Source organism: Streptococcus macacae NCTC 11558, assembly GCF_000187995.2.
GTDB classification, from domain to species: Bacteria; Bacillota; Bacilli; order Lactobacillales; family Streptococcaceae; genus Streptococcus; species Streptococcus macacae.
In genome coordinates, this window is the sequence record NZ_AEUW02000001.1 from 1,879,382 (window position 1) to 1,902,438 (window position 23,057).

The window sequence follows — 23,057 nt, forward strand, 5'->3', positions numbered from 1 at the left end:
AAGACATGACAGATAGATATATTTTAGCCATTGAATCGTCTTGTGACGAGACTAGTGTGGCCGTTTTAAAAAATGAAGATCAGCTTTTAAGCAATATTATTGCCAGTCAGGTAGAGAGTCATAAACGCTTTGGCGGTGTAGTGCCAGAGGTTGCCAGCCGCCATCATGTTGAAGTGATAACGCTTTGTATTCAGGATGCTTTGCAGGAAGCAGGAATTGAGGCAGGTGACTTAAGGGCTGTTGCGGTGACTTACGGACCGGGTCTTGTTGGAGCCCTCTTAGTAGGGATGGCAGCGGCTAAGGCCTTTGCTTGGGCAAATCATCTGCCTTTAATTCCAGTTAATCATATGGCGGGGCATTTGATGGCAGCACAAAGTGTAGCAAAATTAGACTATCCACTAGTGGCACTTTTAGTATCAGGCGGCCATACTGAGCTTGTATATGTTTCTGAACCGGGAAATTACAGGATTATTGGAGAAACGCGTGATGATGCTGTTGGCGAAGCTTATGATAAGGTAGGGCGTGTCATGGGACTTACCTACCCTGCCGGAAAAGCAATTGATGAGCTGGCTCATCAAGGGCGGGATATCTATGATTTTCCGCGTGCCATGATTAAGGAAGATAATCTTGAATTTTCTTTTTCTGGCTTGAAATCAGCTTTTATTAATCTTCATCATAATGCTCAGCAAAAGGGAGAGCAGCTTTGTTTAGAAGATTTATGCGCTTCCTTTCAGGCGGCTGTTTTAGATATTTTAATGCTAAAAACAAAAAAAGCCCTAAAAGCCTATCCTGTGAAAACTTTAGTTGTTGCTGGCGGTGTGGCAGCCAATCAAGGCCTTCGTGAGCGATTAAAAGAGGAAATAACAGATAGGACTGTGATTATCCCGCCCTTACGCCTTTGCGGCGATAATGCTGGAATGATTGCTTATGCAGCAGCTATTGAGTACGAAAAGAACCATTTTGCAGCACTTGATTTAAATGCCAAACCAAGCTTAGCTTTTGAAGATATAGAATAAAGTGAATACTTCTGATGTCATATTCAAGAGTGTTTTTCTGTGTTATAATGGAAACATTATCTTTTGCGGAGAAGGTATATGCAAGAAAAAGGATTTATGGACGGGGTCAAGGCATCTCTGCCAACAGCCTTAGGCTATGTTAGTATCGGACTTGCCTGTGGAGTTGTAGGGGCTAACTCAGGTCTAACGCCCTTTCAGATGGGTTTGATGAGTTTATTGGTCTATGCTGGCAGTGCCCAATTTGTTATGTGTGCCATGTTTGCAGCTGGTGCGGATTTGTTTTCTATCGTTGTTACTGTTTTTTTGGTTAATTTGAGAATGTTTCTTATGAGTTTACATGCGACAACTATTTTTACAAAATCCAGCCTTTGGCAAAATATTGGCATTGGAACGCTCATTACAGATGAAAGCTACGGTGTTCTTTTGAATGAACGTGTCCATCATCAAAATATTACAGCAGCTTGGATGCATGGCAATAATATGGCAGGTTATATAACTTGGATTATTTCGGTTGTTTTAGGAACTCTTTTGGGTTCTGCCATTCCAAATCCTGAAATGTTGGGACTGGATTTTGCTCTTGTTGCCATGTTTGTCTCTATCTTTGAATCTCAGCTAGCTGCTATGATGCAGTTCACAAAACTAAAAAAAATAGGTCTTATTTTATTAGCGGTAACCCTATCTTACTTTTGCTTGGTTATTGTTGTCTCAGAATCTTTAGCCGTTTTACTCTCAACATTAATAGGCTGTTTTGTGGGGGTGCTGCTTGATGTCAAATAGTTTTATTTTAATGGCTATAGTACTTAGTGCCGTAGTAACATGGCTTCCAAGGATTATCCCTTTTGTTTTGACTAAGTATAAAGCTTTGCCAGATTTTCTTCTTCGTTTTCTTAATTATCTCCCCATTACCATTATTTTCGCTTTAACACTGTCTAGCGTCATTACTGAAAGAACAGGGCATTTGCCCACTATAAAATGGCTGGAGTTGCTAACAGTTTTACCAACCTTTTGGGTGGCTGCTAAGACAAAAAATATTCTTTTGGCAGTGGTTGTGGGAGTCTTCACGATGGCTTGCTTAAGATTGCTTTTTTAAAAGTCTAAAAAGGACAATGCCTTTTTTGTTTCAACAGACGGTAAATACTTTTACTATCTGTCAAATAAAATAAAAAAAGCAAGAACAAACTAATGTCCTTGCTTTTTTTGATGGCGTTTTTCTTGCTTAAGCTGATACTGATATCGTTTTAGAGCTTGGCGCTTTTCCTTATTTTGAGTCTTTTTCTCTTTTTTCAAAGCTTGGTGGAGCTTTTTCATTTCCACCTGAGCCTTAGTAGAAATAGCTCCCTGTTTTTTAGACTTGTTAAGAGCTCTTTGCATCCGTTTGGGATTCATTTTCTTAGGCTGCGGCAGCTCATGGGCATAGGAATCTGTCTCGATACTGTCATATTTTTTGATTAAACGGGGCAATTCTTTAAGAATGAAATACCAAACATCAAAATCCTTAGGCTCCTTGCCGAATGGATAACGAAAAGCCTTATATTGGCCTTTACAGTTGACATGTTCAACTAAGGCAAACCAAAATGTACCATCAAAATAGACTGTCAATTTCATGATAGTCCCCTCCATGTAAAAATTGATAAGGGACGACCTTGGAGGGAAGGTTACTGACATCATCACTATGATGCTTGCAGACTACCAACTGCAATGTGTTTTTATATCGCAGTTATTATAACACGATGAGAAATATGCGTAAAGGCTATTTTTAATAATGAAGTTTATTGAGGAGATAGGCTAGTTGTTCTTGTTCTTTTTGAGATAGAGGAGCCAGCAGTTTATCAGACTGCTCTTTTTCATAGGTATGCAGCTGGGGATAAATAGCTCTGGCCTTTTGCGTTGGATAAATACGCTTAATTTTTTGATTTTTGCTATCCTTTTGAAGATCTAGGTAGCCTTGCTGAGCTAGTTTTTGAACAGTTCTAAAACTGGTTGTCCGATCAATCTGTATACTGTCAGCCAATTCTGCTAAAAACATTCCAGGATTTTCACAAACACGGATAATATAAATGAAAAGATTATTATTGAGTCCTGCAGCTTTAAAATTTTTATTGGAGTCCATTTGAATAGTACGTGTGATAGCTCCGATTGTACGAATGATATGAAACATGGCTTTTCCTTTTTTTATGATTTTTTAAAATTTTATCAAAATAAAGTTGCAAATGCAATCAAAATATTTTATAATAATTGCAAATGCAATAAAAAGGAGAAAGAAATGGTTGCTTTCATCATATTTTTAATCATTATGAGTTTTACACCGGGTCCAAATACTATTTTAGCAATGGATAGCGGTCAAAAGAACGGTTTTAGGAAATCTATTCCTTATAATTTGGGGATTGGAGCAGGTGTCATAGGGGTTGGTTTGGTTGCTATGTGCCTTGGAGAATTTATCAAAAGCAATACTTTTTTTATAACCATGATGAAAATAATTGGCAGTGCTTATTTACTTTATTTGGCTTATCATGTTTTCCTTAGTCAGCCGGTTAAAGATGAGGATAAGCAAGATGCTGGTTTTCAGCAGGCTTTTTTTCTCCAATTTTCTAATATTAAAACTTATCTTTATGCTATAACGAGTTTTACTGGTTTTAGTGTTTTTTCAGATCTTCCTTTTATAAAACTGCTGTTATTAGCTTTGATTGGGATGATAGGTACTTTTTTATGGACTATTGGAGGAAGCTTAATGAAAGCTGTTTATAATCACTATTACCGTATTTTTAATAGCGTCATTGCCCTTTTACTAGTATTTAGCGCCTATGATTTATGGCATTAACTGCTCGCATAAAAAAGAAGCCAAGAAAAGGATTAAGGCTAAGCTTGCGGGACTAACTGGTGAGTGGATTTCTCATATTGATCCTAACTTGACCATTAATAGTGATGTGAGCTGCCTGCAACCCAGCCGGTACATAGAGCTGCTGTAATATTGAAACCTCCGGTGTGAGCATTAATGTCTAAAACTTCACCTGCAAAGTGCAGGCCAGAAACAGTCTTGCTTTCTAGGGTTTTGGGATTAATTTCTTTTAGGTCAACGCCGCCCTTAGTGACAAAAGACTTGGCTAATGACATTTTACCGGTAATAGGGATAGGCAGCCCTTTAATCTGCTGCAATAGTTGGTCAAGTTTTTTGCCTGGTAGCTGTTTGACTTTACAGCCATAATTTTCAGAGAAAAAGGCGGCTAGACGCTCAGGTAAGAATTCTCTCAAGGCATTTTTCAGCGATTTTTCACGGTTTGCCTGTATTTTTTCCAGTAAATCTTTGGGATTAATCTGAGGTAAAAGGTCTAAGTAAGCTATTTCACCGCCCTGAATAAAAGTAGACAAACGCAGGGCTGCAGGGCCGGACAGACCAAAATGAGTAAAAAGTAAATCATGACTTAGCTGATGCTTGCCACAAGTCAAAGACACGTCCTCAAGAGAAATACCTTGTAATTTTTTATGGGGAAAGTCAGTTAGCAGTGGACTTTCAGCAGCTTCTAAGTCCTTTACTTTAAGCTTAAAATGCCTTGCGATATCATACCCAAAACCAGTTGAGCCTGTAGAAGGATAGGACTTTCCGCCGGTAGTGACAATTAATTGCTGGCAAGTAAAAATGTCGTCAGTAGATTTAACAATGAACTGTTTGTCTTTTTTGACGGAAACCACTTGGCATTGCTTTTTAATCTGTCCGCCCAATAGCTTGATTTTCCTTTCAAGACAGTCAATGATAGTACGGGATTTATCTGTCTGCGGAAAAACTCTGCCATGGTCTTCAACTTTTAAAGCTACCCCATTTTCTTCAAAAAAGCTGATAATATCATGATTATCAAACTGGGAAAAGACACTGTAAAGAAAGCGGCCGTTGCCAGGAATCCCAGCTAGTAAATCCTCTAAACTGCCATTATTCGTAACATTGCAGCGGCCGCCGCCAGTTCCTGCTAACTTTTTGCCTAACTGTTTGTTTTTCTCCAGCAAAAGCGTCCGTTTGCCGCAAGAACAAGCCGAAATACTGGCCATCATACCGGCAGGGCCGCCTCCAATAATAATAGTATCAAAATAAGTCATGCCATTATTTTAGCATAATTTTTAGTTCCTCATAACTAGCTTAGAGAAAGAATGCCATTAGAGTTTAGCTTCCCATAAATTGACAGATTTAGGGCGATGTGATACTATTTTCATAGTATTAAATCTGTATTAATGAGGAACTTATGGCAATTGAAAAGACAGTCAGCGAGTTGGCTGAAATCTTAGGAGTAAGCCGACAGGCGGTTAATAACCGTGTAAAAGCTTTTCCGGAAGAATATGTAGAAAAAAATGAAAAGGGAGTTACTGTTGTTAACCGTGCCGGCCTTATCAAATTAGAAGAAATTTACAAGAAGACTATTTTTGAAGATGAGCCGGTTAGTGAAGAGGTAAAACAGCGTGAATTTCTAGAAATTTTAATTGATGAAAAAAATACTGAAATCACGCGCCTTTATGAACAGCTAAAGGCTAAAGACAGTCAAATTGAAACGAAAGATGAGCAGCTGCGCATTAAAGATGTTCAAATAGCTGAAAAAGATAAGCAAATTGATCAGCAGCAGCAATTAACATTAACAGCTATGCAGGATAAAGAAGAGCTTAAGCTGGAACTTGATGAAGCCAAAGCTGAAGTAGAAGAAATTCAGACAAAACAAGTAGAAGCAAGAAAGGGTTTTTTCGCCCGTTTATTTGGCCGCTAAATTAATAAAAAATCTAAGAAGAAAAATAAGGAACCAGATCAATAGCATGGTTCTTTTATTTTGAAAAAAAGTATTGCCCATAGTGAATAAAAAATGATTGATCCTATGCGGGAAGGTTTTGATAAAAGAAATAAAAGCAGGTTCACAGTATCATAGATGCTATGGCAGGCAGATTATTTGACGTTTAACCGACCGTTCGGTACAATTTTAGTAGAAGCAATAGGTAAGAATAAAGCTCAAAGACACTGTGTTAAGGACTATTCTTTTTGGAGGTTTCATAATGAAAAAATATGATTTATTGGTTATCGGTTTTGGTAAAGCTGGGAAGACCCTAGCTGGCAAGATGAGCTCCTTGGGAAAGAAAGTTGCTCTTGTCGAAAAAGATAGTTCCATGTATGGCGGAACCTGCATTAATATAGGCTGTATTCCGACTAAAACCTTGATAAAAGCAGCCGAGAAAAATATGAATTTTGCAGAAGCCATGGCTCAAAAGGAGCTTGTAACCACGCGGCTCCGTCATAAAAATGAAACTGTTTTAACTGCCGCTGGTGTTGATTTATACAATGCGACAGCGCAATTTCTGTCTAACCAAGTTGTTGAAATTTCAGCAGGATCTGATGTGAAACACTTAAGGGCTGATATTATCGTCATTAATACGGGAGCAAGGTCAGCTGTCTTGCCTATACCGGGTTTGCTGGAGACTAAAAATGTTGTAGACAGTACTGGTATTCAAAATCTTAAACAGCAGCCGGAAAGATTAGGTCTCATTGGAGGCGGAAATATAGGTCTTGAATTTGCCAGTCTTTATAGCAGGTTGGGCAGTCAAGTTACTGTTTTTGAGTCTGGGGATACAATCTTTCCCCGAGAAGAACCTATCGCAGCCAAGCTAGCTCAGAGCTATTTAGAAGAAGATGGTGTAAGCTTTAAACTTGGAGCCCGTGTTGAAGGTGTTAGAAATGACGCTGATAATAAAGTCATTTTGACTGCAAATGGTCACGATTATGTCTTTGATACGGTGATGTATGCTACTGGCCGCAAACCTAATACTGAAGGACTTGGTTTGGAAAATACAGATATTGCACTCACTGAAGATGGAGCCATTCAAGTGGATGACTATTGTCAGACAAGTGTTCCCAATATCTATGCTGTCGGTGATGTTAACGGCGGACTGCAATTTACCTATACTTCTTTAGATGATTTTCGTCTTGTTTTTGGGAAATTGACAGGTCAAGGCCATTATAAACGTTCCGATCGAAAAAATGTCCCCCGTACGACTTTTATTGAACCTCCACTTTCAAGTGTCGGTATGATAGAATCTGAAGTTATTGCAGCAGGTTTTCCTTATCAAGTTAATGAGTTAGCTGTTGCTAATATGCCACGAGCCCATGTTAATAATGATCTTCGGGGCATCTTTAAAGTACTTGTTAATAGTCAAACCAAAGAAATCTTAGGAGCGACCATTTTCAGTGCCGATTCACAAGAGATTATTAACATGATTAAAATGGCTATTGATAATCATATTCCCTATACTTATTTGAAAAACCAAATTTTTACGCATCCTAGTTTATCTGAAAATCTTAATGATGTGTTTGCCTTTTAAAAAGGCAAAAAAACGGAGCTTCTATTGAAGCTCCGTTTTTTGTTCTCTTTTATTCAATACTAAAGCAAACTGTCAGCTGTTTAGGCATTTTTGTCTGAGGTTATCCATCAACTCTGTTAAGGTATTGAAATTTTGTGAAAGCTTAAGTAAAACTAGAGCCCCTTGGATTTGAGCAATAAGAGCTTTAGCTTCTGTCTGAGCCTTAGTCTTTGTCCAGTCGGGATGCAATTGAGAGAGATTGGCAGCTAAAGCCATTTGCCAGTCCTGAATAAAGCTCTTAAGCCGTTCTTGAAAATCCTTGTCCTTGGTTGAGAGTTCAACGATGAGATTGCCAACTGGACAGCCATAGTAGATAGATTGATCTTCATGGGCATGGCAAATCCAGTCTAACATTTTTCCAATGTTTCTTTGGGGCTGACTGCTGTCTTTTAAAATATTTTCCAGCAGTTCTTTTTGCCAGTCTGCTAGAAGCTGGTCTGTCACTTCTAGACCGATTTGCTTTTTGGATGAAAAATAATGATAGAGCTGTCCTTTACCAACCTTGGCAGCTGCCGTGATATCGCTGATAGAAGTCGCTTCGAATCCATTTTGATAAATCAGTTCTTGAGCTGAGTCTAAAATATGGCTTCTTACATTCATCATTATCCTCCTCTATTAATATGATCATAAGAGAAAATATCTTCTTCAAAAAGCTTCTCTCCTTTTTCTGCCTTAATAACAGCTGATTGGTAGTGTTGATACTGCTTATACTCTTTGTTAATCGTCTTGGCCCATTTAAGCTGACCCTTACTAGGAAGCGTGAATGGGCCGTTAAAACCAGAAACACCTGAGCAAAAGGGATAGGCCAGAATTTATATTGGCCTCTAAGCCCGCAATATCGCTGAAAAAGCCTGAGGAAGCACCATCATAAGCAATGATCTTATTAAGCTTGTCTTGACGTTTCTTTCTCTCTGCTTTATCGCTGGTAACCGCGTTCTCTGTGATAGATTTATTAGGATCGTCAGCCTTCATACCGCCTAATGCAGCCGTATTAGCGGTAATGGTCGTATTTAGGGCTGCGATTTCTTTTTTAGCCAATATCTTCTACTTTACCCTTAGGGATAGAAGCGCCCTCCTTTTCCAGCCACTTCTGATAAAGTTCTTGATAACGATTTTCTTCTTCATCTTTAAAGCCTTCAAAAACAACTTGATCAATGTTGTCTTCATTGAAATAAAAAATCTGTTTTGCATCCAACCCTACAGGATAGATACAGCCTGAATAATCAAAAATAACTTGCTTCCCTGCAGTTTCAAGTAAAGCTCCTCGATTTAAAATCATAACTTTACGGCTGCCTTCTTTTAAGTAAACAATACTTCCAATCGGTAACATAATAAATTTCCTTTCTTTATAACCATTCATTACTGATGGTCTTTATTAATTTTAATATCTACTATTTTATAAACATACCCTTTCTCCGCACTAAAAGCAATATTAACACATAATAATGCTAAAAATACCATGATAAATGTTGCAAGTAAAAATAATAGATCTTTAAAGTATAGATAAAACCAAGCTGAGAAAAAGGGAATACCTAACATCAAAATAAAATATCCAATAAGTCGTTTATAGTCCACTTTAATAGGTCTGATTTTATAATATATAGGATGACTGATGGTGCTATGAATAAAAGATAGAATACTTTTTTCTCTAGAACGATACACTAACTGGGCTAAAATATAAGATAAAAGCAAAGCCAAAGATAATAAAATAATATTAGTAGTTTCAGAGAAATTTGTTTTAAAAGAGAGATTCACTGCACGAGACCATGCCCCAATAAATACACTCAGACCTGCTCCTAAGGAAGCAGGGATCACAATATGTTTAAACTTATCATTTCGTTGTTTAATTCTCAGATAATTCTCTTCTGTAATAGGATAAACTTTTTGATAGAAAAGCCAATTGAGCGGCAGAAATAAATAACCGATAAAATGACTAGGTCGTCTATCAAAGAGATAATACTGCTGATTAACCTTAAATATCAGATAACGAAAATTGCCATAGAGAAACTGAATAGTCTCCATCATTCCTCCTTAATCAAAATGTAGTTGGATAATAGTGCTTCCTCCTCACCTCACTAAACAACTCAGCTATCCTTTTTAATATCCACAATTTTATAAAACTGATTCACCTCTGTGCCAAAAGCAATGTTTGAACCTATAAAATAAATGAAGCTCAGTGCAATAGTGATTAGGCAGAAAAGGAGATTAGCAGAATAGAGATAGCAGACCGCCATAAAAAGAATAAGTCCTCCCATAACAGCTACATATCCTATTAATTGTTTAAAATCAATTTTTTGTGGCTTTAACTTCATATACTGGGGATGGCGTAATTCTGTGCCAAGCAAAGAAATTATATTCTTCTTTCTATAAACATAAAATAATTTTGCTAAGGTATAAGATAAAATCAGACTAAGTAGCAACAAAATCAGATTTATTTCAAAAGAAAACGTTGTTTTAAAATATATTGAAATATCAATTTTTTTAAATCGAAACCAGTTATAGACAAATACTCCAAGTCCTGCTCCAAAAGAAGCTGGCAGAACAAATTTTTTAGCTCTATCATTTTTTTGTTGAATCTTAGAATAACCTTCTTGAGTAATCAGATAAATCTTTTGATAAAAAAGCCAACTTATTGGGGAAAAAAGATAAGCTATAAAATAACTAGGACTTCTATCTAGTAAATAGTATTGACCTTCTCTCTCAAAAACTAGGTAACGAAAATTCCCATAAGTAAATTGAATAGTGTCCATTATTTGTCACTTGACTTTCTGATATCAACTATCCTATATTTCCATTTTTCATTTGGAGAGATTGCCCCATTTGCTAGTCCTAAAAGAATAAACATCATCAAAATAATTCCTAAGAACATGGCTATATTTCCTAAATATAGGAAAGTTGCTACAAAAATGGCAGTTAGCCCTACTCCAAATAACTGAAATCCTGTAATATTCACCGCAAATTGTAATGGTTTTTCAGGCCTTAACTTATAAAAAAGCGGCGAATCAAGATTTTTACCAATCAAGTTTTGTATACGTTTCTTTTTAGAAGAGTATAGTATTTGAAGTAGCATATAGGAACTAAGCAAACCAATGAGTAGCAAAATTCCCTTAATGACCGGAGAAAGATTTGTATTAAAATATTGGAAAATATCTATATTATTTACTCGCATCCAGGTATTTAAGAACACTGATATCCCTCCTACCAAGGAGGCCGAAATCACAAACTGGCTTGCCTTGGAATGTTTTTCCACAATCTTTTGATACTCTTCAGTCGTAATCGGATAAACTTTATGATAAAATATCCAATTTAATGGAATAAAACAGTAACCGATAAAATGACTAGGTCGTCTATCTATAATATAATATTGCTCATCAACTAGAAACAATGCATATCGAAAATTTCCTTTATAATACAGTTGAATAGTCTCCATCATTCCTCCTTAATCAAATGGGTTGAGAGCACTTAAACCGCCAGAAATAGCGCTGCCAACACCACCTGCAGTATCTTTAGCCCAATTTTTGGTGCCATCAACACTATCAGAGACGGCTTTCCCAACATTTTTACCAGCATTGTCTACCCATTTTCCTGCTGTATCCAGACTATCTTGAAGACCTAAGAAATTGTTTTTATAAGCTGTTTCAAATCCCAAACTGGCTAAAGCGCTGGCCGCTACACCTGCTGCTGCTACACCTGCTGCTGCCCAGCCAACAGGATTGCTTCCTAGTGCAACCGCTGCTAAAGCTGCTGTACCCGCTCCTGCTCCCCAGCTAATCCCTGTTGATAAGCCATTATGAACTGTTGCTTGTCCGACTGACTTACCATTATTAGCTATATCATCAAACATACCTAGCCCAAAACCAAGCCCTACGAGGGCTTTGCCTCCCCACTTACCAACAGAGGCTATTTTGGAACCATTACGAGCTAGCGCTTGTCCGACTCCATTTTTATTGACCAAAACAAAAGCAGTTGAAACACCTTTAGCATCAACTGTAGCAGGCCCCTTAATTCCTCCCAAAACAGAAACCAAGCCGCCTAAGCGCTGTACACCTAAACCAAGTTGTTCAACAACATTAGCATAGATATCATATTTTGTGCTGTTTTTATCGTAGTGATTCTTAACTTTGTTAACATAATCCTTGATCGCTTTCACAACGTTTATATCAACTTTTGCATTTGGATGGCTTTGAGCATAGGCTGTCAAAATTTGAACATCTTTATTCGTTAATTTCTCACCATTTTTAGCTTTTTTTACAACTGCCTCGTACTGCTCTTTTTCTTTGACTCGGCTCATTTTCTTATCAGCCGCCTTAATCACAGACTTATCAATAGTTAAACCTGGGTGCTTCTTCTTATAAGCTTCAACAGCTTTCGCTTCTTCTTCAGTAAGCTTCTCTCCTTTTTCTGCCTTAATAACAGCTGATTGGTAGTGTTGATACTGCTTATACTCTTTGTTAATCGTCTTGGTCCAGGCCAACTCCTTCTTACTGGGCAGGGTGAAAGTCCCATTAAAACCTGAGATCCCGCTTTGCAGCTGAGAAAGACCCGTATTGACCGCACTCTCTAAGCCTGCAATATCGCTGAAAAAGCCAGAAGATTTAGCATTGTACTCCCGGAGCTTGCGCAGCTTCTCTTCCAAATCCCGCTTAGTCCCCTCATCAGCACTAATCGCCTGATCGAAAGACTGCGTATCCGCAGCGCTGTCAATGCGTTTCATAGCCGTTTTAGTCGCGCGGTTGGTAGCAAGCGTAGAGTTCAAGGCATGGATCTGAGCTGTTAAGGTCTCTTCATCCAAATCCTCATTGCCGACACTGGCGCGGTACTCATCCGGCAGCTTCTTGATATCGGCCTTAGCCGCCTCTGCCAGAAGGACAAAGGCTTGGGCTAAAGGTTTGACCACACTGCTGCCATAGTTCTTGATATTACTGTAGGCCGAACCAGACAGCCTGTCTTCATTAGCCAGCTGGTCTATGGATTTGACCAGCTGTTCAAAACCGGCCTTATAATTATCAGCAAGCGTTCCCACTGAGCTGGCTTGGGTATCAGAGCTCCCTAATACCATTTTGACCATAAATCATTGTCCTTTCTTATGATAATAATCTTGTTTATTGTAACACACCGCGCTATTATTCTCAAAATGAGATTTAAAAAGAGACTGTTGCCAGCCCCTTTTTACAGCTAGAACCAGACCTAACCAATTTGCTTGCGCAGAATACTCAAATTAGCTTTCCAATCATAATAGCTTTTCATAAAATGAGTTTCTTCCTCATTTTTATAACTCTCAAAAATCACTTTGTCAATCTTTTCATGCTAGAAAAGAGGGGGAGGCTCAGTCTGTAACTCCCTGAATTGAGGATAAAAAACTCCTATATGATTCACATGTATATGATTTCCGTTATCGTAGTCATTAAAGTATCTACTTACAAATCTGGGAGAGTGTACTGTTAAACTTTAACACATTTGCCTTTATTATCAAAAATATATAGCAAAATAGGCTTTATCATATATTGAAGACAGCGGAATCCTTTAGCATATAAGCTTCTTTATTATTAACAGGTATAGACGAATCAAACTTATTTCTAACGATAATCCTTAAAAAAACCTTGCCGTTATTAAGCGAATTGTGCTAAAATAGAAGTAATCTTAAAGGAAAGGAAGGTTGTATTTATGGCTGGTTTAATTAAATTGACCCCAGATGAGCTGCGTACATCAGCAACTAAGTATACACAGGGTGCTCAAAGTGTGAATGATGTATTGACATCTCTGACAAATGAGCAAGCCGTTATCTCTGAAAACTGGGATGGTAGTGCTTTTGATGCATTTGAACAACAATTTAACGAGTTATCACCAAAAGTAAGCCAATTTGCTGAATTGCTTGAAGCAATCAACCAACAGTTAAATTCTGTTGCTGGCAATCTTGAAGAAGTTGACTCAAACATGGCTTCACAAATTGCAGGCTCATAATGTTTGAAAGGGAGTAGGAAGGGGCTATCCCTCCTTACTCTTATTTATTGTAAAAAATACTTTTTGGTCATGCTTTGTTGTGTGAGCTAGTTACAGTGCTCTATGTACTATAATTAGCTCAAGCAACAAAAGAGTTAATTTATATTTATCTGTTATAAGTATCGCAATAGCGATCTTACTAACATGTTAGTATCATTATGAAAAGGGAATTCAAAGGTTAATGAAATTTTTAAAGTGGGAGCTTCCGAAATCTGTTAAAGTAATTGTCAATATCACTCTTGTTGCTGTGCTATTAAGCGCTGTTATTGCTTTAAATATTGTCGTCCAGAGATCCAGCAATAATAAAAGTGCTGCCAAGCAGCGTGAGCGCTTGAATGTTGCTATTGTCAATGAGGATAAAACGATAGCTGAAAAGGATAAGAGATATAATTTAGGAGCTAATTATATCAAAACCATTGAGCGTGACAATAGCCAGAATTGGACAGTTGCTAGCCGTTCAACTGCAGAAGCTGGTTTGAAAAAAGGGAATTACCAATTAGCGATCTACATTCCAAGTAATTTTTCTGCTAAGATTTTGGACATTAATAGTGTTATTGCCGATAAAGCAATGATCACTTATAAGGTTAATGCCAAAGGCAATACAAGAGTAGAGGCTGCAGCTAATGCGGTTGGCCGTGATGTTGTATCGGATCTTAATAGTCAGTTAGTGAATATGTATTTGGCTTCTATTCTTGGAAATCTTTATACAGCTCAGCAAAATGCTCAAACGATTTCTAAAATACAAAATAATAACATTGGAAATTATTCTGGCAATTTATTAAAGTCCGCTACAGCCTTTCCAAGTACCTTTCCTGCTTTAGCTTCTTTGGCTGATGGCAGTTCATCTCTTCATAGTAAATTTGCGGAAAAGCTTAATTCTGATGCCAATAAAGCTAATCTTGACAGGATTGATAGTTCTGGTCTTTTAGGTGATTTGCGGACTTTAATATCTGACTATAGCAAAGGCAATCTTTCTTCTAAAGACTATACAAAAGATCTCATGGCAATCAATCCTAAAAATTTGTCAGCTCAAATCAGTAATATGATTGCTGTTTTAGAAGGGGATCAAAAAGGGATAGACGCCTTATTAAAAGGTAAGGAGCCTAATGGTCAGGAAGATAATTCTCCTTCTGATGATAAAACATTAAATGATGGCACCAGTAATTTAGAAACGGATCAAAGCAAAGCCTATAAAGAGCTCACAGAAGATCTTAACAGCCAATTGGATGGCTTAGAGGAACAGCTTGAAGCGGTGGTTAAAAAAGATGAAGAAAATCCAAACATTAAAAGTGTTAAAACGCTTGTTGAAGAAGAACTGGCTAGATATTATGGTAAAAAATTAGATACATTAGATACGATTACAGTTGCTGATGTCCTTATGGGCGAAAATAACGGCTTGTCAACAGACCTAGAACGCTATCGAACATCAGTTAACAGCATGGTATCAAATTCTGTTAGTCTTTTGCCGGCTGATAAAGCAGCGGATCTATCAGCTGATTTAAAAGGTGTAACGGCTACAGATTATTTATCAAAAATTAGGCAGTATTCTGATGCGAATCCCGCCTCTAAATATCATTACACCTCTGCTAATACGGATCTGCTGACGAGACTTCATCATGCTGCAGAAGATGTCCGTCATTATAATACAGATGATGTTAAGGCGACAGCTAAGACTAATACGGCAGTTGCTGCCAGCTTGCGCGTTACTGGTGATGTCAAAGTTGAATCTTGGTATGTCGTAACAGATGGTCAAGCTTCTGCTCCTGTCAGTCCTTCAGAGACGATTAATGTTGATCTCAGTAAGAAAAATGAATTTCATTATAATATCAAAACAGCTTCTTCAGAGGGAAATGTCCAAAATGACGAAGACAATAGCAGTCATCAATCGTCAGCTTCCATTCAAGTCAATCTGGGAAATGTAACAAGCACTGAAGCGAAATCGTTTAATCTGGCTGATTATAGTTCTAAAGTTGAAAAATATGCAGCAGCAGCTCAGGAAGCCGTCGGAGCTTACAATACTGCAGGAAATCTGTTAAGGATTTACTATCCTGATGGCAGTCAGGAAAATCTGACGGATTCCTTCTTTAAGCAAAGTGCAAAAACTCTTTTAACTAATCTTTTGACTCAGGCTGTTGAAAATTCGGTAAATACTTATTCTGCTAACAGAGATGTTAATAAGACCTTGCAAAATTTGCGTTCAACTCGAGAAAAATTAGTTAAAAATATGGAAAAAATCCAGCAGACTAATGAGAAACTAAAAAAAGATATCGATGATACTTTGGGACGTTTCAAAGCAGTCTATGGAGATGCGCAAGATGGCAAAACAGGAAGTCAAGAGCTATCTAAAGACAGCAGCAGTGCTAAGGATAAATCAGGCAAATTTTCAGGTCTATCTTCTAAAATTTCAAAGCTGATTTCGCAGTCAGAATCGTTGAAAACATCAGCAGCTTCGAATGCTAAAGCAGCTTCATCTGTTTCTTCATCATTTGCCTCTTTTAACAAGGCTGCTAAAACAGCTGAGTCTGATAGTAAGAAAATGTCAGCTGATGCACAAGAATTGATGAAGAAATTTAGGGTTGAACTAGCTCAAAGCAATGACTTTGTGAAATCATTTGTCAGTGTTTTAGATAAAGCTTATAAGAATGGTGTGCCTAACGAAGCGCTGTTAGAATTCTTATCAAGTCCAGTCGCATCAAGAACATCATCCTACAAATCAAAAGTAAATACTTACCGGCCCTTCACTTGGGTTTTACTGCTGGCTGTTATCAGTCTCTTTACTGCTTATCTATTTGCAGTACAAGATTTGATCAAGCGCGTGAAAAACAAGTTTATCAAAGGCCTTTTAACCAATACTGATCCACTTAATGTGGGGGCACTGTCGGCTTTAGCCTTGGTAGAGGGACTAGTTCTAGGTATTATTTCAAGCAGATCAATGAATCTTGATAGAGATATGGTTCCATCTTGGATATTACTCTTTGTCCTTTGCAGTTTTCTGCTTTTACATGGGCAGTATTTCCTTTTAAAGCATATGAAAGCTCTTGGAATGGGCCTTAGCTTATATAATCTTGTCAGCTTTGTCTATTTCTCAAATGCAGTTGGTACAACAGTTGCAACTGCTGACTTAGCTCAAAAGCTTAAAAAGTGGAATATACTGACTTTTATGGAAACGAAATTAACGCTTTATTTTGATCATATTGCAGTGGATGCTAAATTAATATTACTCTTATTTGCTTTTGCTGTTATCATGATAATTTGTAATATGTTTATCCGTTTCCCTTGGGAAAATCAGACTTATCAAACAAAAATGATTGAAGACTAAGCTTGCTTGCTTTAGTGAAAGAAGGTGGAGATATGAGACGTGTTTTATTGTTTGTATTGCTAATCAGCGGACTGCTGTTGTTACCATCAAGGACATCAGTGGCTGCTGTAAAAGATAATGATTTAACCTTTGATTCTGATCGCCTTTCTCAAGATAAGAAGAAAAGTTTGGGTGAACAATCTAAACGGGTCACTGATTTATTTGGAGAAGAAGATACTCAAAAATTGTCTGATAGTAAAAATGGCAAAGCTGCTTTATCCAGTCAGCAGCGGGAACTTTTTCAAAAGGGCAGAGCTGTTACAACTAGCAGCAAACAAAAAAATGGCCATCTTTTTCAATCATCTGTTAGCCATTCTGTAAGCTTGAGGGGAGATCAGCAGGATGATCAATGGAATTTAGCTAATACGCTTATTTATACTGCGGTCATTTTATTATCAACTGGTATAGCAAGTGCTTTTACTTATCGTTTTAGTAAGAGTAAGGAGGAAATCGATAATGCCATTTATTAATATTAGCTTTGATCTTGGCCAGCAGGCAGTGGACCTGCGTATTCCTACTAAAGTGACGGTTAAACAGCTAAGCCATGAATTAAGTCAAATTTTTAAAATCCCAAAGGCAGAACATGCCTATCAGCTTGTCGTGGTTAATAAAGGACTTCTCCTTTCTGAAACGGCTCTTTTGGCTGACTATCCCATTACTACAGGTGATTATTTACGATTAGAGGAACTCTGAATGATAGAACAGTTTAACTTTTTAGGACAGAACTTTATTTTTGAAAAAAATAAGGATAATTGGCAGTTGGTATTGAAACGTTCAGATATTAACCTATCTCATTTAGAACAGCTCCAGCTTTTAGAAGTAGACTCTCCTCATTTTTTACCTCAAAGCTGGCATTTTGAGGATGAACACATAACCTTTACCTATCAAATTCCACCTTTAGGAGAGTCATTCAGCCATGTGAAACAGCTTAGAATGTCTGAACAATTGCGCTTTTGCCTTAATCTTTTAGAATTGAAAGACACACTTAGATACTCTTTTGGCTTTATCTTGCATCCTATCAATTTTGTCATTAGCAAAGATTTGCGTGTTCAAATAGCCTATCGCAGTCTTATGAATGCTATGATACCTCAGGCTTTAACACCGCTGGATTTTTTGCGGCAGTGTCAATCACTTATTGTCAGTCTCTTTACTGGTGAGGATTTTCTAACATTGTATGAGGGCGGCTTAGAAGTATTAAAATTACCTCGATTTTTAGAAACAGTCCGCCAATCAGAGGATTTAGAAAAACTTGAAGACTATCTTATGGCTCTTTATGAGGAAAAAAGAAAGGAAGAGTCAGAGACTCAGCAGCTTGTTTCTAAGTATCGCTTTAAATTTTATAAATATGCAACGATTTGGCTTACAGCACTGGCAGTCATTTTATGTTTTCCTTTGGTCTATCTTGTCTTTTTCCAAAGTCCTTTTCAAGCAAAAATGCTGCAAGCGGATAAGTCTTTTCTCAAATTCGACTACAATGGCCTTATTGATGATTTAGATAAAGTTCCTCTGAAAAAACTGCCTTACACGCAGAAATATGAGTTAGCTTATGCTTATATCAAAGGACTGGACTTTAATGATGAACAAAGAGGTGTTGTTCTTAATAACGTGACATTAAAGTCTGATGAGCTTTATTTGGATTACTGGATTCAAATTGGGCGTGGAAATAATGGGGCTGCTGTTGATACTGCTAAGCGGCTGGATGATGTTGATTTAATTTTGTATGCTTTAGCAGAAAGTATCACAGCAACCCGTAAAGACAGCAGTCTATCTGCTAAAAAACGAGATGAAAAATTATCCCAACTGCAATCAGAATATGATCAGTATTGGGATGACCGCAAGACTGCACTTGCAGGAGGAAAAGACGGCGAACAATCGAAAGCGTCAGCGAAATCTTCCTCCTCATCTTCAAAAGGAAAGTAGGATTTAAGAAAGGAAGGCTATGGATATCATTGTCCTAAAAGGCACCTATCGGCAAGTTTTAACGGTAGCAGAGACTGGTGAGCTGCCAGTCTCTGAACAGTTGACGGTTTTTCTCAAAGAGGGAGAACTGCATTATACTAGCGAAGGAAAGAGCGGTACGGTAGGGACAGGCCTTCGTATAGGTGATCTAGCTGTTTATCAAAAACCAAAAGAGGTTAGCTACTATGCTGTTAGTGATCAATCGCAGCTAACAATTGGCTCTCAGGCTGTTAGTTCTTTAGTGCCTTCTAATCCAGAGATTTTGCTCATTTTGGATCAAACGGCTTCTGGGGAATGGGAGCTGCAGAATCTAGGAGCCCCAGTTTATCTGAATAATCATTTGCTGCAAGGGAGTCAAACGTTGTCTTTTGGCTCAGAAATAGCTTTTGATGACAGCTTGATTAAGGTTTTTCCAAAAGAGATCTGGGTATGGGGCTCCCTAACAGCAAGGGGCTTGCTAAAAACAACGGTTTCTAGTTATCATTATTATGAAGATTATCCAGATTATCACCGCTCCCCGCGTTTAATCTATCGTTCCAGCGAGGATAAGGTAACGGTCAATGCGCCGCCGCAAGAACCCGCAAAGCCGCGTAATGAATTGATGCGAATGCTGCTTCCGCCCTTGGTTATGATTGGGGTCGTTGTTTTGATTTCTATTTTCCAGCCTAGGGGGATTTATATCTTTCTGTCAGTGGCTATGGGGATCACGACTGCTGTTTTTTCTGTTCAAAATTATTTTCGCAATAAGCGCGACTATAAGCAAAGTTTAGCCGATCGGATCTCAGCCTATCATGCTTATCTTTCTGATAAATCTATCCAATTGACCCAATTGGCTAATGAACAGCGTTCAGGTCAGTTTTACCATTATCCGGATATCTCAATGTTAAGTACACTTGCTCAGGAATTTTCGCATCGTATTTATGAAAAAACCACCGAACAGTTTGATTTTCTGACCTACCGTTTAGGGCTGGGAGAAGTCCCTACTAGCTATCAGCTCAGCTATTCTCAGCAGGAGCGCTCAGGTGTTAAAGATCCCTTGGAAGCAGAAGGTTTTGAGCTTTACCAAAGCCATAAAATTCTAAAAGATATGCCTGTTTTGGCCAATCTGATGCATGGTCCGGTTGGCTATGTGGGAGAGCGTTCTTTGGTGCTTGAACAGCTTGGGCTTTTAGTTCACCAACTGGCTTTTTTTCATTCTTATCATGATTTACGTTTGATAACGATTATGCCTGAATCTGAGAAAGAGCAGTGGGAGTGGATGCGCTGGCTGCCCCACGCGGCGCTTGAAGGAATTAACGTCCGAGGGTTTGTCTATAATCAGCGTACCAGAGATCAGGTGCTCAACAGCTTAATGCAGGTATTGAAGCAGCGTCAGCTCCAAAGAGACAGTTCAGGCCCTAATCAAGAGCTTCGCTTTTCTCCGCATTATGTCGTTTTGATTACAGATGAGTCCTTGGTGATGGATCATGTTATCATGGAGTATTTTGCCAAGGATCCGACATCTTTAGGCTGCAGTTTGATTTTTGTTCAGGATATTATGCGTTCGCTGTCAGAAAATGTTCAGACAGTAGTACGTGTCAAAGACCAGCTGACTGGAGAGCTTGTGATGGAAGAAGGTGCTCTGAAAGAGCAGAATTTTAGTCTAGAGCATTTTCCAAAAGGATATGATAAAGAAAGCCTGAGCCGCCGATTAGCGCCTCTCAATCACTTGACAACACTTAAGTCGGCCATTCCAGACAATGTCAGTTTCTTAGAGATGTATAGAGCCGAGCGAGCGGAAGATTTGGCTATTTTGTCACGCTGGCAATCGCATTCTCCGCATCAGTCTATGGCGGTTCCCTTGGGCTTACGCGGAAGAGATGATGATGTGATGCTGGACTTGCACGAACGTGCGCACGGTCCGCACGGCTTGATTGCAGGGACAACCGGATCTGGTAAGTCTGAGCTGATTCAGTCTTATATCCTCAGCTTAGCTGTCAATTTCCACCCGCATGATGTCGCCTTTCTCTTGATTGACTATAAAGGCGGCGGAATGGCCAATCTCTTTAAGGACTTACCGCATGTCTTGGGGATGATTACCAACTTAGACGGCAATCAAGCCATGCGCGCTTTAGCTTCCATCAAAGCGGAAAATAAGCGGCGCCAGCGTCTGTTTGCCCAGGCAGGGGTCAATCATATCCATGCTTATCAAAAGAAATATAAGCAAGGCGAGGTCAAGGAACCGCTGCCGCATTTGATCATTATCAGTGATGAGTTTGCGGAGCTTAAAAACGAACAGCCGGACTTTATCAGCGAGCTGGTGTCCACAGCTCGCATTGGGCGTTCTTTGGGGGTTAATCTGATTTTGGCGACACAAAAGCCCGCAGGTGTGGTCAATGATCAGATCTGGTCCAACTCCAACTTTCGTATAGCGCTTAAGGTGGCAGATAAGGCCGATTCACAGGAGATGCTTCATACACCGGATGCCGCTGACATTAGGCAGGCAGGGCGGGCTTATTTGCAGGTCGGCAATAACGAAGTTTATGAGCTCTTTCAAAGTGCTTGGTCGGGGGCAGACTATCAGCCTGATAAGGACGATCAGGGGATTGTTGATGAGACGATTTCGCTGATCAATCCGTTAGGCCAGTATGAAGCTCTCAATAAGGATTTATCTGGATTAGATGAAGCCGCTGAAATCCGAGAGATACCGACAGAGCTGGAAGTGGTGGTGGACCACATTCAAGAAGTGGTGCAACATGAGCAGATCGCCCCATTAGCGCAGCCTTGGCTGCCGCCGCTTGGCGAAAGGATTTATTTGGAGAAGCTGCTGGCTTCTGGCCGCTTCAGTGCTTATGATGCCCTTATTGGGGCAGTTGACCTCCCTAGCCAGCAGACTCAGAAAACAGCTTTGTACAATCCTGTCACCCAAGGAAATTTAATTCTGCTGTCTCAGCCTGGCATGGGAAAATCTACTTTTTTACAAACTTTGACAATGTCATTAGCAATGCGCCATACTCCTGAGGAAGTCCAGTTTTATTTATTGGATTTTGGGACTAATGGCTTACTGCCGCTGCGGCAGCTCCCTCATACGGCTGATTTTATGACATCAGATGATGAAGAGAAATTATCAAAATTTATAAAACGTATGAATAATCTGCTGGCTGAGCGTAAAAACTTCTTACAGGAACAAGGAGTTGCCAACAGTACAATGTACCGAGAACTAGGGAATTCTTATCCGCAAATCATGGTGATGATAGACAACTATGAAGGCCATAAGGACAGTTCTTTAGCGGATCAATTAGATGCTTTGGTTCATGTTTTAACCCGTGATGGAAACAGCTTAGGCATTACGGTCGTTATGACAGCTTCGCGCTTGTCCACTCTTAAAGGCAGTCTACAGTCCAATATGCGAGAGCGTTTGGCTTTGAAGATGGCTGAAGATAATGATGTCAGAACCATTATTGGCAAATATGATTATAAACTGGAAGATATTCCGGGACGCGGTTTGATACGCTATCCCGATCCAGAAGTTTTCCAAGTGGCTTTGCCAGCCAGCGGTATGACTAGCCAAGAAGTTCTCATCAATCTTCAAAATAAAATTACTCAGATAGACAATGCTTGGACAGGTATCCGTCCAGCTGCGATTCCGCTCGTTCCAGAAGTTGTGCACTTTTCAGATTTCATGGCTAAATCCAGTGTTGTCAATGCTTTCCAGCATGGAGAACTGCCTCTAGGGCTTAGTATGGAAACTGTTGAAAGTGTCTCTATCCCTTTGGCACGTCTCAAACAAGCAGCTTATATTGCAGATAATGAGGAACATTTGATGATGATCACAAGCCATTTGGTGGCTGTTCTCAGTTCTCTGCCAAATAGTTCGGTCATGCTCTTTGATACGGAAGATCAGTATGATCATTTGGCGGAGCACGTTAGAACATATGTTCCTACGACTGACAAAGCTATGCAAAAACGTTTAGCGCAGCTTATTTTGGAATTAAAACAGCGTGAAACCTTAGATAAGGAAACGGATTACAAAGAATGGTTTGGTATTATTCCAGATTTGGAACATTTCGTGGAACAAAGCCAACTGAGTCTCACACAGCTAACGACTATCTTTGAGCGTGGCTCCAAGGTTAAGATGCATCTCTTTATCGGGGGTCATAAAAACTATCTGGGAATTAGCGGAGATGTCACAGCGAAATACGTTCGCCAACATGCCAGCCATATTCTATTTGGGATGCGGATGCTTGATCAGAATTTCCTGCCGAAGCAGTTCAATTCTAAAGAACCTTACTTAGAGACTGATACGGTTTATCTGCATGATCGCCGGCAGGAACAATTACTCAAAATCACAAGAGACTAAGAGG

Annotated in this window: 22 protein-coding genes; 12 read left to right on the plus strand and 10 right to left on the minus strand. The window is 38.9% G+C overall.

Annotated elements, in window-relative coordinates; all coding sequences use genetic code 11:
- Positions 1–5 precede the first annotated feature (5 nt).
- From tsaD to STRMA_RS09100, 3 genes are all read left to right on the plus strand, one after another.
- Positions 6–1,016 (plus strand): tRNA (adenosine(37)-N6)-threonylcarbamoyltransferase complex transferase subunit TsaD, encoded by a 1,011-nt coding sequence (gene tsaD, locus STRMA_RS09090; RefSeq protein ID WP_040841674.1) that lies wholly within the window; start codon positions 6–8, stop codon positions 1,014–1,016.
- 78 nt (positions 1,017–1,094) lie between these two features.
- Complete coding sequence (locus tag STRMA_RS09095) at positions 1,095–1,793, plus strand: AzlC family ABC transporter permease (RefSeq protein WP_003079869.1); 699 nt, start codon at positions 1,095–1,097, stop codon at positions 1,791–1,793.
- Complete coding sequence (locus STRMA_RS09100) at positions 1,783–2,106, plus strand: AzlD domain-containing protein (protein WP_003078893.1); 324 nt, start codon at positions 1,783–1,785, stop codon at positions 2,104–2,106. Before STRMA_RS09095 ends, STRMA_RS09100 begins: the two co-directional genes overlap by 11 nt.
- Before the next feature lie 89 nt (positions 2,107–2,195).
- Here STRMA_RS09100 and STRMA_RS09105 read toward each other — a convergent pair whose 3' ends face one another.
- Positions 2,196–2,621 carry a YjdF family protein gene (locus STRMA_RS09105; RefSeq protein ID WP_003080581.1) on the minus strand — a complete coding sequence of 142 codons (426 nt, stop codon included), beginning with the start codon at positions 2,619–2,621 and terminating at the stop codon, positions 2,196–2,198.
- Between the two features lie 151 nt (positions 2,622–2,772).
- A complete protein-coding gene (locus STRMA_RS09110; protein WP_003079291.1) occupies positions 2,773–3,174 on the minus strand; it encodes a MarR family winged helix-turn-helix transcriptional regulator in 402 nt (133 codons plus the stop codon).
- A gap of 105 nt (positions 3,175–3,279) precedes the next feature.
- Here STRMA_RS09110 and STRMA_RS09115 point away from each other — a divergent pair, with 105 nt between their 5' ends.
- A complete protein-coding gene (locus STRMA_RS09115) occupies positions 3,280–3,834 on the plus strand; it encodes a LysE family transporter (RefSeq protein ID WP_003081254.1) in 555 nt (184 codons plus the stop codon).
- 95 nt (positions 3,835–3,929) lie between these two features.
- On the opposite strand, the gene STRMA_RS09120 is transcribed toward STRMA_RS09115, so the two are convergent.
- Positions 3,930–5,102 (minus strand): BaiN/RdsA family NAD(P)/FAD-dependent oxidoreductase, encoded by a 1,173-nt coding sequence (locus tag STRMA_RS09120; protein WP_003079159.1) that lies wholly within the window; start codon positions 5,100–5,102, stop codon positions 3,930–3,932.
- Between the two features lie 143 nt (positions 5,103–5,245).
- Here STRMA_RS09120 and STRMA_RS09125 point away from each other — a divergent pair, with 143 nt between their 5' ends.
- Both STRMA_RS09125 and STRMA_RS09130 read left to right on the plus strand, forming a co-directional pair.
- Positions 5,246–5,758 carry a DUF536 domain-containing protein gene (locus tag STRMA_RS09125; protein WP_003081057.1) on the plus strand — a complete coding sequence of 171 codons (513 nt, stop codon included), beginning with the start codon at positions 5,246–5,248 and terminating at the stop codon, positions 5,756–5,758.
- Between the two features lie 280 nt (positions 5,759–6,038).
- The gene (locus tag STRMA_RS09130; RefSeq protein WP_003080315.1) at positions 6,039–7,358 is read left to right on the plus strand and encodes an FAD-containing oxidoreductase; all 1,320 of its coding nucleotides are present in this window, start codon (positions 6,039–6,041) and stop codon (positions 7,356–7,358) included.
- A 72-nt stretch (positions 7,359–7,430) separates the two neighbouring features.
- Here the strand turns inward: STRMA_RS09130 and STRMA_RS09135 are convergent, their stop codons facing one another.
- From STRMA_RS09135 to STRMA_RS09980, 7 genes are all read right to left on the minus strand, one after another.
- A complete protein-coding gene (locus STRMA_RS09135; protein WP_234943964.1) occupies positions 7,431–8,000 on the minus strand; it encodes a TetR/AcrR family transcriptional regulator in 570 nt (189 codons plus the stop codon).
- Positions 8,001–8,168: 168 nt separating this feature from the next.
- Complete coding sequence (locus STRMA_RS09140) at positions 8,169–8,435, minus strand: hypothetical protein (RefSeq protein WP_003078964.1); 267 nt, start codon at positions 8,433–8,435, stop codon at positions 8,169–8,171.
- Positions 8,428–8,727: a DUF4176 domain-containing protein gene (locus STRMA_RS09145; protein ID WP_003080940.1), complete on the minus strand. Its 300-nt coding sequence runs from the start codon at positions 8,725–8,727 to the stop codon at positions 8,428–8,430. The genes STRMA_RS09140 and STRMA_RS09145 overlap by 8 nt, the downstream gene beginning before the upstream one ends.
- 29 nt (positions 8,728–8,756) lie before the next feature.
- Positions 8,757–9,419, minus strand: a complete 663-nt coding sequence (locus tag STRMA_RS09150) for a DUF443 domain-containing protein (RefSeq protein WP_003082369.1) — start codon at positions 9,417–9,419, stop codon at positions 8,757–8,759.
- A gap of 62 nt (positions 9,420–9,481) precedes the next feature.
- Entirely contained in the window at positions 9,482–10,147 is a 666-nt protein-coding gene (locus STRMA_RS09155) for a DUF443 family protein (RefSeq protein WP_003080103.1), read from the minus strand.
- Positions 10,147–10,827: a DUF443 domain-containing protein gene (locus STRMA_RS09160; RefSeq protein ID WP_003081842.1), complete on the minus strand. Its 681-nt coding sequence runs from the start codon at positions 10,825–10,827 to the stop codon at positions 10,147–10,149. The genes STRMA_RS09155 and STRMA_RS09160 overlap by 1 nt, the downstream gene beginning before the upstream one ends.
- Before the next feature lie 9 nt (positions 10,828–10,836).
- Positions 10,837–12,465, minus strand: a complete 1,629-nt coding sequence (locus tag STRMA_RS09980; RefSeq protein WP_003079660.1) for a T7SS effector LXG polymorphic toxin — start codon at positions 12,463–12,465, stop codon at positions 10,837–10,839.
- Positions 12,466–13,061: 596 nt separating this feature from the next.
- Here STRMA_RS09980 and STRMA_RS09180 point away from each other — a divergent pair.
- From STRMA_RS09180 to essC, 6 genes are all read left to right on the plus strand, one after another.
- A complete protein-coding gene (locus STRMA_RS09180; protein ID WP_003081486.1) occupies positions 13,062–13,358 on the plus strand; it encodes a WXG100 family type VII secretion target in 297 nt (98 codons plus the stop codon).
- 220 nt (positions 13,359–13,578) lie between these two features.
- Positions 13,579–16,716, plus strand: a complete 3,138-nt coding sequence (gene esaA / locus STRMA_RS09185) for a type VII secretion protein EsaA (RefSeq protein WP_003079133.1) — start codon at positions 13,579–13,581, stop codon at positions 16,714–16,716.
- 32 nt (positions 16,717–16,748) lie between these two features.
- Positions 16,749–17,225: a type VII secretion protein EssA gene (gene essA, locus STRMA_RS09190; RefSeq protein WP_040841921.1), complete on the plus strand. Its 477-nt coding sequence runs from the start codon at positions 16,749–16,751 to the stop codon at positions 17,223–17,225.
- Positions 17,212–17,448, plus strand: a complete 237-nt coding sequence (locus STRMA_RS09195; RefSeq protein ID WP_003080959.1) for an EsaB/YukD family protein — start codon at positions 17,212–17,214, stop codon at positions 17,446–17,448. The genes essA and STRMA_RS09195 overlap by 14 nt, the downstream gene beginning before the upstream one ends.
- Positions 17,449–18,675, plus strand: coding sequence for a type VII secretion protein EssB (gene essB, locus STRMA_RS09200; RefSeq protein WP_003082307.1), 1,227 nt, complete (start codon positions 17,449–17,451; stop codon positions 18,673–18,675).
- 19 nt (positions 18,676–18,694) lie between these two features.
- Positions 18,695–23,053, plus strand: a complete 4,359-nt coding sequence (essC, locus tag STRMA_RS09205; protein ID WP_003080047.1) for a type VII secretion protein EssC — start codon at positions 18,695–18,697, stop codon at positions 23,051–23,053.
- Positions 23,054–23,057: the final 4 nt, after the last annotated feature.